Source organism: Streptomyces sp. NPDC050549, assembly GCF_040655035.1.
Taxonomy (GTDB): domain Bacteria; phylum Actinomycetota; class Actinomycetes; order Streptomycetales; family Streptomycetaceae; genus Streptomyces.
On record NZ_JBFAJD010000011.1, the window covers coordinates 146,553 to 161,910 of the forward strand.

Genomic DNA, 15,358 nt, shown 5'->3' on the forward strand with positions numbered 1-15,358 from the left:
GCTACGCCTCGCCCTCGAAGTTGGCCCGCCAGGTCAGCAGGCGGCGCGACAGGATCCGTACGGCGAAGTCGCAGGCGAGGCCGAGCAGCGCGTACACGACGAGGCACAGCACGATCACGTCCGTGCGGAAGTACTGCTGGGCGTTGCTCATCAGATAGCCGAGCCCCGCGTCCGCGTTGACCTGCTCGGCGAAGACCAGTGCGAGCCACGCGGTGGACAGCGCGTACCGCAGGCCCACGAGTGCCCCGGGCAGCGCGCTCGGCAGGATGACGTACTTGATCAGACCGAACCGGCCGAGCCCCATCATCCGTGCGGCCTCGACGAGTTGGGCGTCGGTGGAGCGGATGCCGCCGTAGATGTTGAAGTACAGCGGGTAGGTCACACCGAGTGCGACCAGGGCGATCTTCGGGGTCTCCTCGATGCCGAACCAGACGATGAACAGCGGGATCAGACCCACCCAGGGGATCGCCCGGAACATGCCCATCGAGGAGTCGATGACGTCCTCGCCGAGCCGGAACAGCCCGGCCGTCAGCGACAGGACGAGCGCGACGCTCGCGCCGATGACGAACCCGATGGCGGCGCGGCGGCCCGACGCGGCTACGGCGCGGGGGAGTTCACCGTCCTTCGTCAGGTCCACGGCCTGTCGGATGACGTCGACGGGGGAGGCCAGCACGGACTCCGGGAGCACCCCGGTGGCGGAGGCCAGGAACCAGAGGAGCACGAGGCCCACCGGTCCGGCGGTACGCCGCACGGAACGCGGGACGGTGAAGCGGCGGGCGGTCCTCGCCGTGCCCCGGATGGTGACGCGGGCGGGCTGCTCGGGAGCGCGTTCCGTCTGCTGCGGCAGCACTGCCGCGTCCAGTGGTTTCGTCGTCATGGCTTGTCTCCCGTCGCTGCCGGACGGGCGGGATCGGCGGACCAGGCGGACCAGGAACCGGGGAAGAGCGTCGCCTCGAACCCGGCGATCTCCAGCGCCGCGATCTGGTGGGCGGCGGTGACCCCGGACCCGCAGTACACGCCGATGCGTGACGCGGCGCCCGCACCCCGCTCCTCGAACCGCTTGCGCAGTTCCTCGGGCGAGCGGAAGGTCCCCTCCGCCGTCAGGTTCTCTCCGGTCGGTGCGGACACCGCCCCCGGGATGTGCCCCGCGCGCGGGTCCACCGGCTCGACCTCGCCCCGGTAGCGCTCACCGGCGCGGGCGTCCAACAGCAGTCCGGACACGGTGAGTTCGGCCGCGCCGTCGGCGTCGGTGACCGGCAGCGCACCCGCGCGGAGTACGACGTCACCCGGTTCCGGATCGGCGGGAATCCCGGACTCCAGCGGCAGCCCCGCCGTGCGCCAGGCGCCCAACGCCCCGTCCAGCAGCGTCACTTCGTCGACTCCGGCGTAGCGCAGCAGCCACCAGGCGCGGGCCGCCGCCGTGTTGCCCAGGTCGTCGTAGACCACGGCGGACCGCCCGCTCCCGATGCCCCAGCGGCGCGCGGATTCCTGCAGTTCCGCGAGGTCCGGCAGCGGGTGCCGACCGCCCTCCGGGCTTGCCGGTGCGGCCAGTTCGGTGTCCAGGTCGACATAGACCGCGCCGGGGATGTGCCCGTCGGCGTAGTGGTCGCGGCCGTAGGGATCGCCGAGGGCCCAGCGGACGTCGAGAAGCACCGGAGGCTGCTCGGAGCCGAGGAGTCCGGCGAGCTCGGGGACCGTGGTCGTCACGCGGCGGCTCATGTCAACTCCTCGGCGATCGCGGCGAGTTCGGGGGAGAGCCGGAGCCGTTCGAGGAAGAGGACGACCGTGGCGGCGACGGTGCGGTGCAGGGCGTCGTTGAGGACGTCGTGGCGGCCGTCCACGAAGGTCACGGTGTGCACGTTCGGGTGACCGTCGTAGACGCTCAGCGCACGGCCGAGCGGGCTGATCGTGTCGTCCTTGCCGTGCAGGGCCAGGACCGGGACGCGCACCAGGTCCAGGCTCGGCTCGGGCAGCTCGGGGGCGCCGTCGATGGCGCCCCGGCGGAACTCGGGGTCGTTGGTGAGGCGCCCCTGATGGGTCGGGCAGGCGGTACGTGCCGCGGCCTCGTCCTCCCAACTCCCCGCCGTCCAGGCGCCGGTGGGCAGCCCGGCCAGGATCAGCGCGTCGATGCCCGCGGTCTGCTCCGCGGCGAGCCGGAGGGCGTAGAGAGCGCCGGTGTCGGAACCGACCAGCACCTTCGGGCCCGGCAGCGACCCGTCGGCGAGCAGTTTGGCGGCCTGCTCCAGAACGGCGGGGTCGGCGGCCGGGTCGCCGAGGGCGCGGACGCGGTAGGCGTCGTAGCCGAGCCGGCGGCCGAACCGCTCGTAGACGCCGCCGTGTTCGCCCCGCCCGGCCAGCACGATCAACGTGCCGCGCGCGGCGAGGCCTTCGGGTTCGTCCCAGGACGAGACGGAGTGAGAGGGCATGGGGTGACAACTCCCAACGAGGGGAAACGAGGGGAAACGCGGGCAACGGGAGAAGAGCGCGGGGAAGAGCGCAGGCCGGAGCCGCCGTCACGTGTCAGTGCGCGAGGCGGACGTGATCAGCGAGAACGCGGGGTGGGTGCCGGAGAGCAGCGACAGTTCAACGACAGCGCGCGCTGCACGCCACGCCGAAGTCGATGACTCGGCGCTGCGTCAGAAAGGCAGCGGAAGCGGTCGTGTGCAGCATGCGCTCATCATGACCGGATCCGACCGATCGCGTCCAACGATGATTCCGCATCGAAATCGATCAGTTATCGCGATCGATCCCCGAAACGGCTACCGTCACCGGCATGCCCCAACCTGTCCTCGACATCGTGGCCCTGCGCAGCCTGACCGCGATAGCCGACTGCGGCGGCTTCCATCGCGCGGCCCGGGCCCTCGCCCTGAGCCAGTCCGCGGTCAGCCAGCATGTGCGCAGGCTGGAGAAGACGCTCGGTCTGCCGATCGTCGAGCGGGAGGGGCGCGGTACCCGGTTCACGCCCGAGGGGCGACTGCTCCTGGAACAGGCCCGCCGTATCCTCGCCGTGCACGACGAGGCCGTACGCACCCTGCTCGACGTGGACGGCGACACCATCACCATCGGCTCCACCGAACACGCGGCCGACCAGTTTCTGCCACGGCTGACCGCGGCCGTCCAGGAGGTGCGGCCGGGCTGCAGGGTCCGCTTCCGCATCGACCGCTCGGCCCGCCTCGTCGAGGCCGTGGAACGCGGCAGCGTCGACGTCGCGGTGTACGTCACCGAGGCCGCCGCCACCGAGGGCACACCGGTCGGCGGCCTCCCGCTGACCTGGCACGCGACGCCCGGCTGGCAGCCACCGGCCGCGCCCGCGCCCGTCCCGCTCGTCGCCATCGAGGACCCGTGCGCGATCCGCCGCCGCGCCATCTCAACCCTCGCCGCGCACGGGGTACCGGCGGCGGTCGTGGGCGACGCCGGCTATCTCGCCGGAGTCCTCGACATCGCCCGCACCGGACAGGGCGTCGCCCTGCTCGCCGCCGTCGGATCGGCCCCGGACGGCCTCACCCCCTACGTCGGCCTGCCCTCGGTCACCCCGATCCCCATGAGCGCGCTCGCCCGCCCTGGCGCCGACCCGGCGACGGTCGACGCGGCCTTCGCCGCCGTACGGGATCTGCTGCGCTGAGGCGTGTCCCAGCGGCAGATCGGCCGGAACTGCCCCCTGCGACGGGGTAGTCCGGCCCGTTTCGGAGGAAAGATCCCCCGGGGGAGATTCGGTGCGTCGATTCCGATGCCGATTCGGATTCCGATTCTGCGAGGGGGCGCGGTCGTCGTGAGGGTCGTCCTGCTCGGTACCGCCGCCGGTGGCGGTTTCCCGCGGTGGAACTGCGCCTGCGCGTTGTGCGCCGCCGCCCGCGACGGGACACTGCCCTCGCGCACCCAGGACTGCGTGGCCGTCACCGGCAACACGCGCGACTGGTGGCTGCTCAACGCCTCGCCCGACGTCCGCACCCAGCTCACCGCCACCTCCGCGCTCCGGCCGGGCCCCGGTCCGCGCGACACCCCTGTGCGCGGCGTGCTGCTCACCGACGCCGAGCCCCACCACGTGGCCGGTCTGACCGTGCTGAGCGGGGCGGCGGGCCTCAAGGTGTACGCCCCGCAGCCCGTCCTCGTCGCGCTCGCCCCGGCTCGCGCGGTCCTCGACCGCTACGCCCCCTGGGAGTGGGCCGACGGCCTCGCCGAGGACGGGTTCGTACTCGCCGGAGGGCTGGTCGTCACGGCCCACCCGGTGGGCGACGGGCCACCCGAGTACGTGCAGTCCCGCCGTCCGGACGACCGCTGGGCGGTCGCGTACCGCGTCGAGGATCTGGCGACCGGCGGGGCATTCGTCTACGCGCCGCGCATCGCCGCCTGGACGGACGCCCTGGACGACTTGTTGGAGACGGCGGACTGCGCCGTGCTGGACGGCACCTTCTTCGATGCCGACGAGGTGGGCATCGGACATCTGCCCGTCACCGGCCCCGGCGGCAGCCTCGCCGCCCTCGCCCGTCACCCCGGTGTCCGCCGGATCTACACCCACCTCGACAACACGAATCCGCTGCTCGACCCCGGTTCGACGGCGCGGGCGCAGGTGAACGGTGCGGGGGTCGAAGTGCTCGTGGACGGAGCCGAGTTCGTGGTGTGAGGCGGCCGGGCCGGGCGGCGGTTACTGCTGCGTGCTCTCCAACATCCTTGCCAGTACACCCCGTTGGAGTGGCAGCACCTCCGCGTGCAGGTCGCGGCCCTTGCGGGTAAGCGCGACCCACACGCCGCGGCGGTCCTCGACGCACACGGAGCGTTCCACGAGGCCGTCCTTCTCCAGCCGGCCGATGAGCCGGGAGAGCGCGCTCTGGCTGAGATGGACCCGTCCGACCAGGTTCTGCACCCGGCACTGGTCGCCGTCCCGGGGCGCCTGGGACGCGAGCATGTCCAGCACCTCGAAGTCGCTCGCGCCCAGCCCGTGCGGGTGCAGCACGCGGTCGATCTCGCACATCGTGCGCGCGTGCACGGACAGGATGTCCCGCCACTGATCCTCTAGTTGCCGGGCACCGGCCGACTTCACTGCCATACCTGCACGGTAACACCGATCCGGCCAATCGTTGAGTCTGCAACTAGTGCGTGTGCAAGTAGCTCGGGCGGGTGGCCGGCCGGTGCGGCAGCGGTGTCAGGCAGCCGGATTCTGGGTCAGCCCGACGAAGTTCCCGTCCGCGTCCTTCACGAAGGCGATCAGCTTGCCGCCGCCGACGTCCTGGACGTCCTGGACCAGCTCGGCCCCCGCCTCCACCAGCGCCGCCACCCGTGTCCGGATGTCGTCCACGGTCCAGTACGGCACCGGTCCGGTCATGCCCCTGGAGTGCCCGTTCGGGTCGAGACCGACGTCCTGGCCCGCGGCCTTGTAGCCGACGTAGTACGGCTCGTCCGCGTACGGCTCGACTCCCAGCAGCGCGCCGAACAGGGCCTTCGTGCGGTCGAGGTCCTTGACGGGGTAGATGATCGTGTTCAGACCGTCGGTCATGGCGAGCTCCTCCGTGAAGCGTGGTCCGACGGATTTCGCCGGTGAATTCAGGCTAGGGCGGGGGAGCGGACGAAGGCTTCTCCAATCCTGACCGGCTGCCGCGCGGGGCGGGTCCGTCACAACTGCCGGGCCGGGGCGACGCGTCGTCCGGGGGAGGATCATCTCCGTGACCCGCGACGCGGAGGTCGCGGAGAGGCCCGAACAACGGAACAGGGGGCACACCTTCGTGCAGCAGGACGAGACCGAACTTCCGCCGCCCGCGCCCGGAGCCGCACTGCTGCTCCGGCACTGTCCGGCCCGCCCGCGGGCGGCCGTCCTGGTCCTGCACGGCGGCCAGGAGGCGAGCAGTCGGCCCGCCAGGCCCTGGCAGCTCGCCGCGCTGCGCATGGGACCGTTCGTGCGGGCGATGTCCGGTGCGCTGCCGGATGGCGACGTCCTCCTCGCCCGGACCCGATACCGCGTGCGCGGCTGGAACGGCGAGCGCGCCGACCCCGTGCGGGACACCCACCGCGCGCTGGACGAACTCGCCGAACTGGCGGGCCCCGTACCGACCTTGCTGCTCGGCCACTCCATGGGGGGCCGGGCCGCCCTGCGCGCCGCCGGTCACCCGCAGGTGTGCGGTGTGGTCGCACTGGCACCGTGGTGGCCGCCGGGGGAGCCGGTGGAACAGACGGCGGGCCGGTACGTCGTCTGCCTGCACGGCGACCGGGACCACGTCACCTCACCCGCCGACTCGGCGGACTGCGTGCACAGGGCGCGGGCCACGGCCACCCGTGCCGGAATGGCCCTCGTCGGCGGCGGCGACCACGCCATGCTCCGCCGCCACCGCCTCTGGCACGACACCGCGGCCGCCCTCGTCGCCCACCTCCTCGACCCCGCCGGCACACCGGACCCACTGCCCGAGGAGTCCTACGGGACGGCCGACTTCCCCGTGCTGTGACCGGGTGACCGAGGAACCGGACCACCGGGCGGCGCGGCCAGTTCCGCGGCGAACTGCGCTCCCGTGAGCAGCGCCAGGTTCGACAGCCACAGCCAGACCAGGAAGACGACGATCCCGGAGAGCGAGCCGTAGAGCCTGCTGTAGGCGCCGAGTGTCGAGGCGTACGACGAGAAGCCCGCCGAGACGGCCAGCCACAGCGCGGCGGCCAGGGCGCCGCCGGGCAGAGTGTGCCCGCGTCGGCGCGCCGAGGTCGGGCCGGTGTGGAAGACGACCACGACCAGGAGGACCACCAGGCACAGCAGCACCGGCCAGCGCAGCAGGTTCCAGGCCCAGGCCGCAGTGGAGCCCATGCCGAACATCCGGCCGACGACCTCCGCGAGCGGGCCGGTCAGGAGGAGGGTGAGCGAGCCGACCAGTAGCAGACCGAGCAGCACGAGCGCGGTGAGCACGATGCGCGGCGCCTTGCGCCAGGTCGAACGCCGGTCCTCCGTGCCGTGCATCCGGTGCAGGGCGCGGCGGCACACGGCGAGATAACTGGAGGCCGACCACAGCGCGCTGCCTGCACCGGTCACGAGCAACGGCCAGGCCGTGCCGTCCGCGGCCAGCGCATGGGACAGGACGGTGTGCAGATCGGCGCCCGAGTCGGCCGGCGCGTAGGCGGCGACATGGCTGATGAACTCCTCGGCCGTGTCCGGGCTGATCATCCCGAACCCCAGGACCGTCGCCAGCATCGCGGGGAGCACGGTCAGGATCGCGTAGTAGGTCAGCGCCGCCGCGTAGTCCGTGATGTCGTCGTTCCACAGCGCGACCGGCGTCCGCCGCAGCGCGGGCCACCACGCGGCGGGCGGCCGGACCGCCATCATCCCCGCGAACGGTGTGCTCATGCCCATCCACCTCTCACCCGGTTCCCCTTCTGCCCGTGTTGGGCAGGTCTACTCCACGCGGGCCCGGCGGCAGATCATTCAAGAACCGGTAAAGAAACGTCAAGAACATGTAAGGTTCACGGAGATCTGCGAGGAACAGGGGGACGCGTCATGGGCACTCCACGCGTGAGCAGTACACCATTGCCGGGGATCGGTGTCCGCTACGACCTGACGACACGTGAGCAACGCCGTGTGTCGGTGGTCGCCCACCGGGACGGGGAGCGAACTCTGAACGCCTACCGCTCGGACGACCCGGACGCCTGCGCCCTGTCCGTGCGGCTGACCACGGCGGAGACGGCCGCGCTCGTCGACGCCCTGCTGCCCGAGCACCACAGCCCGAACCTGCTGTCCACCACCGAACTGGGCCTGGTCGCCGAGCGCATTCGGCTGTCGACGCTCTCGTACTGGAACGGACGGGTGCTCGGCGAGACCAGGATGCGCACCGAGACCGGTGTCTCGATCGTGGCCGTGCTGCGCCGGGCCGAGGCCGTCCCCTCCCCGGCACCGGACTTCCGGCTGGCCGGCGGGGACACCCTGATCGTGATCGGCACGCGCGAGGGTGTCGAGTCGGCCGCCGCGATACTCGGGCGGGAGTGACCGCGATGCACTCCTCCGCGAGGTTCCTGATCGAGTTCGGCGCGATCATCCTGGCCCTGGGACTGCTGGGCCGGTTCGCCGCACGCTTCCAGTTCTCCCCGATACCGCTCTATCTGCTGGCCGGGCTCGCGTTCGGCGAGGGCGGACTGCTGCCGCTGGGCACCAGCGAGGAGTTCGTCGCCATCGGCGCCGAGATCGGCGTCGTCCTGCTGCTGTTGATGCTCGGCCTGGAGTACACGGCCAGCGATCTCGTCTCCAACCTCAAGACCCAGTACAGCGCGGGTCTCGTCGACGCCGCCCTGAACGCGCTGCCCGGCGCCGCCATGGCCCTGCTGCTCGGCTGGGGACCGGTCGCCGCGGTGGTGCTGGCCGGCGTCACTTGGATCTCCTCCTCCGGCGTCATCGCCAAGGTCCTCGGCGACCTGGGGCGCCTCGGCAACCGCGAGACCCCCGTCATCCTGAGCATCCTCGTCCTCGAGGACCTCTCGATGGCCGTCTACCTGCCGATCGTCACCGCACTCCTCGCCGGCACCGGCCTCGCCTCGGGCAGCCTCACGCTGGTCGTCGCCCTCGGCGCCGCGGCCCTGGTGCTGCTGGTCGCGGTCCGCTACGGCCGCCACATCTCCCGCTTCGTCTCCAGCGACGACCCCGAGAAACTGCTCCTGGTCGTCCTGGGCCTGACCCTGCTGGTCGCAGGCCTCGCCCAGCAGCTCCAGGTGTCCGCCGCCGTGGGCGCGTTCCTGGTCGGCATCGCCCTGTCCGGGGAGGCCGCGGAGGGCGCGCACAGTCTGCTCTCCCCGCTGCGGGACCTGTTCGCCGCCGTGTTCTTCGTCTTCTTCGGCCTGCACACCGACCCGGCGAGCATCCCGCCCGTCCTGCTGCCCGCGCTCGCCCTGGCGATCGTCACCGCGGGCACGAAGATCGCCACGGGGTACTGGGCGGCCCGGCGCGCGGGGATCTCCGCCAAGGGCCGCTGGCGGGCGGGCGGCACGCTGGTCGCCCGCGGAGAGTTCTCCATCGTGATCGCCGGCCTCGCCGTCACCGCCGGCATCGAATCCTCGCTCGGTCCGCTGGCGACGGCGTACGTGCTGATCCTGGTCGTCGTCGGCCCGCTCAGCGCCCGGTACACCGAGCCGCTGGCCACCCGTCTGACCGGGCGAGGGCGCGACAAGGCCGCCCCGGTGGCCGAGGCGAACAGCACGGCTCCCGAGCCCCACGAGGTGGCGTAGACCCGCACTGGTCGCCCACATCACCAGCCCGTCAGGAGCAGGTGGTTGAGGAGCAGGGCCAGGACGGCCTGCGCGGTGAGCCAGGCGCGGGGCCGGGGAAGGAACGCGCACGCGGGCAGCAGCCACATCGCGAACGGCAGCCAGATGCGCTCCGTCTCCGCCTTGCTCATACCGGAGAGATCCGCGACGAGAAGGGCCAGCAGCGCGGCGGACACCAGCAGGGCGAGCCGGGGTTGGGGCGCGGCCGTGCGCAGACCGCCACGCAGCTCGGGGAGTTGGGGACGTACGGGAGCGGTGCCCGCCCGCCGCAGACCCGCCACCGTCGCCGGGCCCACGATCAGCACGGTGCAGGCCGGATTCGCCCACACCCAGTAGCCGTACGGCCGGATCCCGCCGACCCCTTCGTAGTAGCGGGTGATCAACAGGCGGTACGCCTCCCACCAGTTGAAGCCGAGCAGCGTGAACAGCACTGGTACGACGGCGAGTCCGGCGACGACGTACGGGAGCGGGCGAAGCCGCCGCTGCCCGAGCAGCAGTGCGGCGCCCGCGATCACCGCGAACAGCATGAGCCCGTACGACAGATACGCGGTGAGGCCGAAGAACAGCCCGGCGGCCAGGCCGGCCGAGCGCGGCCGGTGTCCGGTGACCGCGAGGGCGAGGAACGCGACGGACCAGGCGGCGACCGACGCGAAGTACCCGTCCGCCGAGGTGCCCACCCATACGGCGGCCGGGGCGAGGACGAGGAACGGGGCGGCGCGCCGGGCGAGTTGCTCACCGGCGAGCACACGCACGGTGACGAGGACCGCCGCGCCCGCCGTCGCCCCGACGGTGATGCACCACACGCCCGCCCAGGCCCCGCCGCCCAGCCCGATCCGGTCCAGGAGGACGAAGGTGACGGTGGCCGCCGCGGGATGCCCGGCGATGTGCGCGGGCCAGGGAGCGGGGGAGTGGCTGAGGATGTGGTGGGTGAAGTCGCGCAGGGTGGCGGGGATGTCGTGGAAGCGGCCGATGACCGTCAGGTACTCGTTCGTGCTCGTCAGCCGTCCCGCGATGCCCCGCTGCCAGCCGTCGACCAGGGCCAGCGAGAACGTCCACGCCATGGCGGTGCCCCAGGCGGTCAACAGCAGCGCGCGCCAAGGCAGTCGGGCGGCGAGCGCGGGACCGTACGCCACCACGGCGACCGCGACGGCGAGCGCCGCCGGGGTGCCGGGGCCGACGTGCGGCTCCCACTGGGCGAACACGGGCGGCCAGCCGACGAAGAGCGAGTGATGGCGCTTCTGGATCACGGTGCCGACCAGCACCGCCGCCAGGACGAGCAGGGCGGCGGCGAGGGCGGCCGACAGATCGCGGACGTGGTCGCGCGGGCGGTGGCCCGGGACGTCACGGGGACGGTCGTCGGTCCGGACGTCCTGGTGGCGCTCGCGGTCGCGGAGAAGATCGGGGTTCACGCCGACACGCTAGGTCGGGGTGTGCCCGGCGGAGCCGCCGCCGAGAGAGACGTCAGGGTTTCGTCATGGTTTGCGAACCCGTTCGGGGGGTGTCCCCGGCCTACGGTCGGGGCATGCCACGCTCCCCCTCCTCGCCCGCCTTCTGGCGCAGCCCGCTGCGCGGCCCCTGGTTCACCTCAGTGCTCGGCGTCGTGCTGCTCGTCGGGATCACCGTGCTGTTCGTGACGGGTCTGCTGTCGTACGCGGCCTACAACCCGGACCTGTCGCCGGTGAACGACCAGACCCCGGACAAGGGCCTGCTCGGCTTCTACCTCTTCGCCTGGCCGACCGACCCGTCCTGGCTGTACCGCCTCACACAGGGCACACACGTCACCCTCGGCATCGCGCTGGTCCCCGTACTGCTGGCGAAGCTGTGGTCGGTCGTCCCGAAACTGTTCGCCCTGCCCCCGGCGCGCTCCCTCCCCCACGCCCTGGAGCGGCTCTCGCTGCTGCTCCTCGTGGGCGGCGGCCTGTTCGAGTTCACCACGGGCGTGCTCAACGTCCAGCTCGACTATGTGTTCCCCGGCTCCTTCTACCCCCTGCACTTCTACGGCGCCTGGGTCTTCTTCGCCGCCTTCCTCGCCCATGCCGTCCTGAAGACCCCCGCGGCCCTGCGCAACCTGCGCCACCTCAGAGGCGAACACCCGGCAGAGGACGGGGAGTTGGTGTCCCCGAATCCGGCCGAACCCACCGTCTCGCGACGCGGCGCCCTCGGTGTGGTCGGCGGCGGATCGCTGCTGCTGTTCGCCACGACGGCGGGCCGCGGCTTCGACGGACCGCTGCGGGAGACGGCCCTGCTCGCCCCGCACGGCGGACCCGAACCGGGCTCCGGCCCCGGCGCCTTCCAGATCAACAAGACGGCGGCGGCCGTCGGCATCGACGCCAGGGAGACCTCCGAGGAGGCATGGCGACTGCTCGTCGAGGGCAACGGCCGCACGGTCCGGCTGGGCCGGGCCGCGCTGCTCCAACTCCCCCTGCACAGCGCCGCGTTGCCCATCGCCTGCGTGGAGGGCTGGTCGACCTCCGACCAGTGGTGGCGAGGCGTACGGCTGCGGGACCTCGCGGCACTCGTCGGCTACGACACCGACACCGCCCCCGACGTCCTGGTGGAGTCCCTGCAACGGCACGGGGCGTTCCGCCGGTCCGCCCTGCGCGACAACCAGGTCCGCGACCCGCGCTCGCTGCTCGCCCTCTTCGTCAACGGCGCGGACCTCACCCCCGACCACGGCTACCCGGCACGGGTCGTCGTCCCGGCGGCGCCCGGCGTGCTCAACACCAAATGGGTGGCCCGTATGACGTTCGGAGAGCTGTGATGCGTGTTCCGTTCCGGCGGCCGGCCCTCGGCAGCCCTCTCCAACTCCTGCTGTTGGCCTGCTCGTTCGTGCTCGCCGGGTATGCGGGGGTACGGCTGCTCGCGGACGACTGGTTCGGGGTGGGGCTGTGGTTCGTGGGCGCGGCGGTGCTGCACGACCTGGTGCTGGTGCCGTTGTACGCGGGCGTGGACCGGGCGCTCGCCCGGGTGCTGGGCGCCGCCGGACACCGGGAGTGGACGGGCTGCGTCCGTGTCCCGGCACTGCTCTCCGGCCTTCTGCTGCTGGTGTGGTTCCCGCTGATCAGCGGGCAGGTGGCGGACCGCTACAGGTCCGCCACCACACTGTCCGGCGACGGGTTCCTGTCCCGCTGGCTGCTGGTCACGGCAGCGCTGTTCGGCGGCTCGGCCGTGCTGCTCGTCGTGCGGCCGCTCCTGCGGCTGCGCAGGGCGAGGAAGGAGCGGCCGTCGGCCGTCCACTGACCCTCCGGGCGCCACCCCGCCCAGCCGGCGTGGCGCAGCAGGGCCGGAGTCCCCAGGCGGGCCCACGGGAAGGACGTACCGGAGGCTCCACGGCCGTCGGCGACGCGCACCCGAACCCGTTCGTCGACGTCGACCGCAGCGGTCTCCACCACCAACAACCCTCCAGGTGCGAGGAGTTGGGACAACCGCCGCAGCAGCGCATGCGGGTCGCCGCCGATGCCGACATTGCCGTCGATGAGGAGGGCGGTGTCCCAGCGGCCCTCACCGGGGACGGGTTCGAAGACGGACCGGCGCAGCGCCTGCCCGCCCAGCCGGACGGTGTGCGCCACGGCGGCCTCGCTCACGTCGATGCCCAGCACCGGCCGCCCCTGCGTGGCGAGCGCGGCGACGAGCCGCCCGGGCCCGCATCCCACGTCGAGCACGGCCCCCTCGCACCGGCGCAGCACCTCCCGGTCCACCGCGTCGGCCTCGGCGCACCAGCGCTCCACCTCCAGGGGCAGCAGCCAGCCGTCGGTACGGCGGAGGAAGAGCGGGCCGCGACCGGCGCGCAGGGCGTCGGTGTACGGGTCGGCGGACCAGGGGCGTGCGGGGGAGTCGGGTGGCGGGCAGTCGATGAGCGCGCTCACCGGGAGCGGGCCCTCGCTCGTGGGCGCCGGCCGCCCCACCCCACTCACCGGCCGACTCCCGTCCTCAGCCGTGCCAGTTCCTTCGCGAACCGGCCTTCCGGCGCCCCGGCGCCGACCAGTTCGGCGTCGTGCGCGGTGTCGACGTCCCGCAGGTTCGGGAGGTCGTGGACGCGCAGGCCCGCCGCGGTCAGCCGGGCGCGCTGGACGGCGCCGGTGGTGGGCGTCGACATCGGTACGCCGCGCAGGAGCGCCGGGTCGGGGTCGGCGAGGCCCAGGGCCCAGAAGCCGCCGTCCTCGGCCGGCCCGAAGTACGCGTCGCAGTCGGCGAAGTCGACGGTGAGGAGCGCGGGCGTCACCTGGGGTGTGTCCATGCCGATCAGCAGCGCGGGCCCGGAACAGCCCGCGAAGGCGGCGGCCAGCCGTTCGTCGAGCCCTCCGCCGCACTGCGGCACGACGTCGAAGCCCGGCGGCAGCCAGGGGCCCGGCGCTCCGTCCAGCACCAGCACCCGCCGCCGTGCGGGCGTCGCCAGCAGCACGTGCAGGGTGTCGACCAGCGAGGCCTCGGCGAGCGCGGCGGCCTCCTCGGGCGTGAACGGCGGAGTCAGCCGGGTCTTCACCCGTCCCGGCCGCGGTTCCTTGGCGATGACGAGAAGGGTGGTCACCGGGAAGTGGCTCCTTGAGGTGAGGGGGCGGCTGTCGGCACCGGCGCGGGTACAGGGGGTTCGGTCAGCACCCGGCGCATGTCCCGTACCGCCTGCCAGGTGCCGCGCCAGGTCCCGGTGACCTTGGAGGCGCCGGTGCGCGGCAGATACGGCACGTCGTGCTCGGCGACGCGCAGACCCGTGTCGGCGGCACGCACCACCATCTGGAGCGGATAGCCGCTGCGGCGGTCCGTGAGGCCGAGCGCGAGCAGATCCGCGCGGCGCGCGGCCCGCAGCGGGCCGAGGTCGTGCAGCCGCAGTCCGGTGCGGCGGCGCAGCATCCGGGCCAGCGCGAGGTTGCCCGCCCGGGCGTGCGCGGGCCAGGCACCGCGCCCCTGCGGCCGGCGCCGCCCGAGTACGAGATCGGCCTCGCCGTCGCGAACCTCGCGGACGAAGTCCATCAGCAAGGACGGGTCGAGCGAGGCGTCGCAGTCGCAGAAGCACACGATGTCCGCCGTGGCGGCCAGCAGCCCGGCATGACAGGCGGCGCCGAACCCGCGCCGCTCCTCACGCACGACGGTGGCGCCGAGGCTGTGGGCGAGCGCCGCGGAACCGTCCGTGGATCCGTTGTCCACGACCAGCGCGCGCCAGCCTCGCGGAATGCGGGCGAGCACCCAGGGCAGGGCCTCGGCCTCGTCGAGACAGGGGAGGACCACGTCGACGCGCGCCGGGTCGGGTTCTGGTGGGGGAGAGGTCGTCACGGCTTTCACCCTACGAGCGTGAAACGGGCATACCGGACTTCGGATCCTTACGAAACACGGACGTCGGGGCAGCGGAGTCGAGCGGTCGGCGCGGCCGGTGGGACCCTGGACCGCATGCAGCAACCGTACGAATCCCCAGGTGCCGTACCCGCCCCGAGCGGGCACGCGCACCCGAAGCGCGTCCTCGTGGTCGACGACGATCCGACCGTCGCCGAGATCGTCTCCGGATACCTCGACCGCGCCGGATACGTCGTGGACCGGGCAGAGGACGGGCCGGGCGCGCTCGCCCTGGCCGCCGCGCACTGGCCGGACCTGGTGGTCCTCGACCTGATGCTGCCGGGCATGGACGGCCTGGAGGTGTGCCGCCGGCTGCGCGGCCACGGACCCGTGCCGGTCATCATGCTCACCGCGCGCGGCGACGAGGACGACCGGATCCTGGGCCTGGAGGTCGGCGCCGACGACTATGTCACCAAGCCCTTCAGCCCACGCGAACTCGTCCTCCGCGTGGAGTCCGTGCTGCGCCGCAGCGGCCCCCCGGCCGCGACCCGCCCCCTGCGCTCGGCGGGACTCACCGCCGACCCCGCCGCCCGCCGCGCCACCAAGAACGGCACCGAACTCGCCCTCACCCTGCGGGAGTTCGACCTCCTTGCGTTCTTCCTGCGACACCCCGGGCGGGCCTTCAGCCGGGAGGACCTGATGCGGGAGGTGTGGGGCTGGGACTTCGGCGACCTGTCGACCGTCACCGTCCATGTGCGGCGGCTGCGCGGCAAGGTCGAGGACGATCCGGCGAGGCCCCGTCTGATCCAGACGGTGTGGGGCGTCGGCTACCGCTTCGAGCCCGCCCGCACCGGCTCGGTCGAGGAGGGCTGAT

The 15,358-nt window shown here is 72.9% G+C and carries 17 protein-coding genes and 1 pseudogene; 8 read left to right on the forward strand and 10 right to left on the reverse strand.

The genetic code is table 11. The features are described from left to right. Window position 1: 1 nt before the first annotated feature. Genes AB0I51_RS18580 through AB0I51_RS18590 form a run of 3 tightly spaced genes read right to left on the reverse strand, consistent with a single transcriptional unit; the run spans window position 2 to window position 2,426 of the window. Entirely contained in the window at window positions 2-877 is an 876-nt protein-coding gene (locus tag AB0I51_RS18580) for an ABC transporter permease subunit (protein ID WP_362976316.1), read from the reverse strand. After that, window positions 874-1,719: a sulfurtransferase gene (locus AB0I51_RS18585; protein ID WP_362976318.1), complete on the reverse strand. Its 846-nt coding sequence runs from the start codon at window positions 1,717-1,719 to the stop codon at window positions 874-876. The genes AB0I51_RS18580 and AB0I51_RS18585 overlap by 4 nt, the downstream gene beginning before the upstream one ends. Then, window positions 1,716-2,426, reverse strand: coding sequence for a lysophospholipase (locus AB0I51_RS18590; protein ID WP_362976320.1), 711 nt, complete (start codon window positions 2,424-2,426; stop codon window positions 1,716-1,718). The genes AB0I51_RS18585 and AB0I51_RS18590 overlap by 4 nt, the downstream gene beginning before the upstream one ends. A gap of 347 nt (window positions 2,427-2,773) precedes the next feature. Between AB0I51_RS18590 and AB0I51_RS18595 the strand changes: the two genes are divergently transcribed. Beyond that, window positions 2,774-3,622 carry a LysR family transcriptional regulator gene (locus AB0I51_RS18595; RefSeq protein WP_362976322.1) on the forward strand — a complete coding sequence of 283 codons (849 nt, stop codon included), beginning with the start codon at window positions 2,774-2,776 and terminating at the stop codon, window positions 3,620-3,622. Between the two features lie 147 nt (window positions 3,623-3,769). Next, window positions 3,770-4,621, forward strand: a complete 852-nt coding sequence (pqqB, locus tag AB0I51_RS18600) for a pyrroloquinoline quinone biosynthesis protein PqqB (RefSeq protein ID WP_362976324.1) — start codon at window positions 3,770-3,772, stop codon at window positions 4,619-4,621. 21 nt (window positions 4,622-4,642) lie between these two features. Here pqqB and AB0I51_RS18605 read toward each other — a convergent pair whose 3' ends face one another. Continuing rightward, window positions 4,643-5,044 carry a MarR family transcriptional regulator gene (locus AB0I51_RS18605; RefSeq protein WP_362976326.1) on the reverse strand — a complete coding sequence of 134 codons (402 nt, stop codon included), beginning with the start codon at window positions 5,042-5,044 and terminating at the stop codon, window positions 4,643-4,645. Between the two features lie 96 nt (window positions 5,045-5,140). Next, entirely contained in the window at window positions 5,141-5,491 is a 351-nt protein-coding gene (locus AB0I51_RS18610; protein ID WP_362976328.1) for a VOC family protein, read from the reverse strand. 274 nt (window positions 5,492-5,765) lie between these two features. Between AB0I51_RS18610 and AB0I51_RS18615 the strand changes: the two genes are divergently transcribed. Beyond that, window positions 5,766-6,431: an alpha/beta family hydrolase gene (locus tag AB0I51_RS18615; RefSeq protein ID WP_362976522.1), complete on the forward strand. Its 666-nt coding sequence runs from the start codon at window positions 5,766-5,768 to the stop codon at window positions 6,429-6,431. On the opposite strand, the gene AB0I51_RS18620 is transcribed toward AB0I51_RS18615, so the two are convergent. Beyond that, a complete protein-coding gene (locus tag AB0I51_RS18620) occupies window positions 6,401-7,321 on the reverse strand; it encodes a YihY/virulence factor BrkB family protein (protein WP_362976330.1) in 921 nt (306 codons plus the stop codon). The two genes, AB0I51_RS18615 and AB0I51_RS18620, sit on opposite strands and share 31 nt — an antisense overlap. A 144-nt stretch (window positions 7,322-7,465) precedes the next feature. Between AB0I51_RS18620 and AB0I51_RS18625 the strand changes: the two genes are divergently transcribed. Both AB0I51_RS18625 and AB0I51_RS18630 read left to right on the forward strand, forming a co-directional pair. Continuing rightward, on the forward strand, window positions 7,466-7,951 hold the full coding sequence (locus AB0I51_RS18625) for a TrkA C-terminal domain-containing protein (protein WP_362976332.1): 486 nt from the start codon (window positions 7,466-7,468) through the stop codon (window positions 7,949-7,951). Window positions 7,952-7,956: 5 nt separating this feature from the next. Beyond that, complete coding sequence (locus AB0I51_RS18630) at window positions 7,957-9,180, forward strand: cation:proton antiporter (protein ID WP_362976334.1); 1,224 nt, start codon at window positions 7,957-7,959, stop codon at window positions 9,178-9,180. A gap of 20 nt (window positions 9,181-9,200) precedes the next feature. Here the strand turns inward: AB0I51_RS18630 and AB0I51_RS18635 are convergent, their stop codons facing one another. Further along, on the reverse strand, window positions 9,201-10,628 hold the full coding sequence (locus tag AB0I51_RS18635; protein WP_362976336.1) for a hypothetical protein: 1,428 nt from the start codon (window positions 10,626-10,628) through the stop codon (window positions 9,201-9,203). 113 nt (window positions 10,629-10,741) lie between these two features. Between AB0I51_RS18635 and AB0I51_RS18640 the strand changes: the two genes are divergently transcribed. Both AB0I51_RS18640 and AB0I51_RS18645 read left to right on the forward strand, forming a co-directional pair. Next, window positions 10,742-11,980: a molybdopterin-dependent oxidoreductase gene (locus tag AB0I51_RS18640; protein ID WP_362976338.1), complete on the forward strand. Its 1,239-nt coding sequence runs from the start codon at window positions 10,742-10,744 to the stop codon at window positions 11,978-11,980. Further along, entirely contained in the window at window positions 11,980-12,459 is a 480-nt protein-coding gene (locus AB0I51_RS18645; RefSeq protein WP_362976340.1) for a hypothetical protein, read from the forward strand. Before AB0I51_RS18640 ends, AB0I51_RS18645 begins: the two co-directional genes overlap by 1 nt. A gap of 59 nt (window positions 12,460-12,518) precedes the next feature. On the opposite strand, the pseudogene AB0I51_RS18650 reads toward AB0I51_RS18645, so the two are convergent. The 3 genes and pseudogenes from AB0I51_RS18650 to AB0I51_RS18660 all read right to left on the reverse strand — a co-directional run. Continuing rightward, window positions 12,519-13,133: pseudogene (locus AB0I51_RS18650) on the reverse strand (class I SAM-dependent methyltransferase); the annotation flags it as partial. After that, window positions 13,130-13,747 carry a DUF2064 domain-containing protein gene (locus tag AB0I51_RS18655; RefSeq protein WP_362976342.1) on the reverse strand — a complete coding sequence of 206 codons (618 nt, stop codon included), beginning with the start codon at window positions 13,745-13,747 and terminating at the stop codon, window positions 13,130-13,132. The pseudogene AB0I51_RS18650 and the gene AB0I51_RS18655, both read right to left, overlap by 4 nt. After that, window positions 13,744-14,496, reverse strand: coding sequence for a glycosyltransferase family 2 protein (locus AB0I51_RS18660; RefSeq protein WP_362976344.1), 753 nt, complete (start codon window positions 14,494-14,496; stop codon window positions 13,744-13,746). Before AB0I51_RS18660 ends, AB0I51_RS18655 begins: the two co-directional genes overlap by 4 nt. 105 nt (window positions 14,497-14,601) lie before the next feature. Here AB0I51_RS18660 and AB0I51_RS18665 point away from each other — a divergent pair, with 105 nt between their 5' ends. Further along, on the forward strand, window positions 14,602-15,357 hold the full coding sequence (locus AB0I51_RS18665) for a response regulator transcription factor (protein WP_362976346.1): 756 nt from the start codon (window positions 14,602-14,604) through the stop codon (window positions 15,355-15,357). Window position 15,358: the final 1 nt, after the last annotated feature.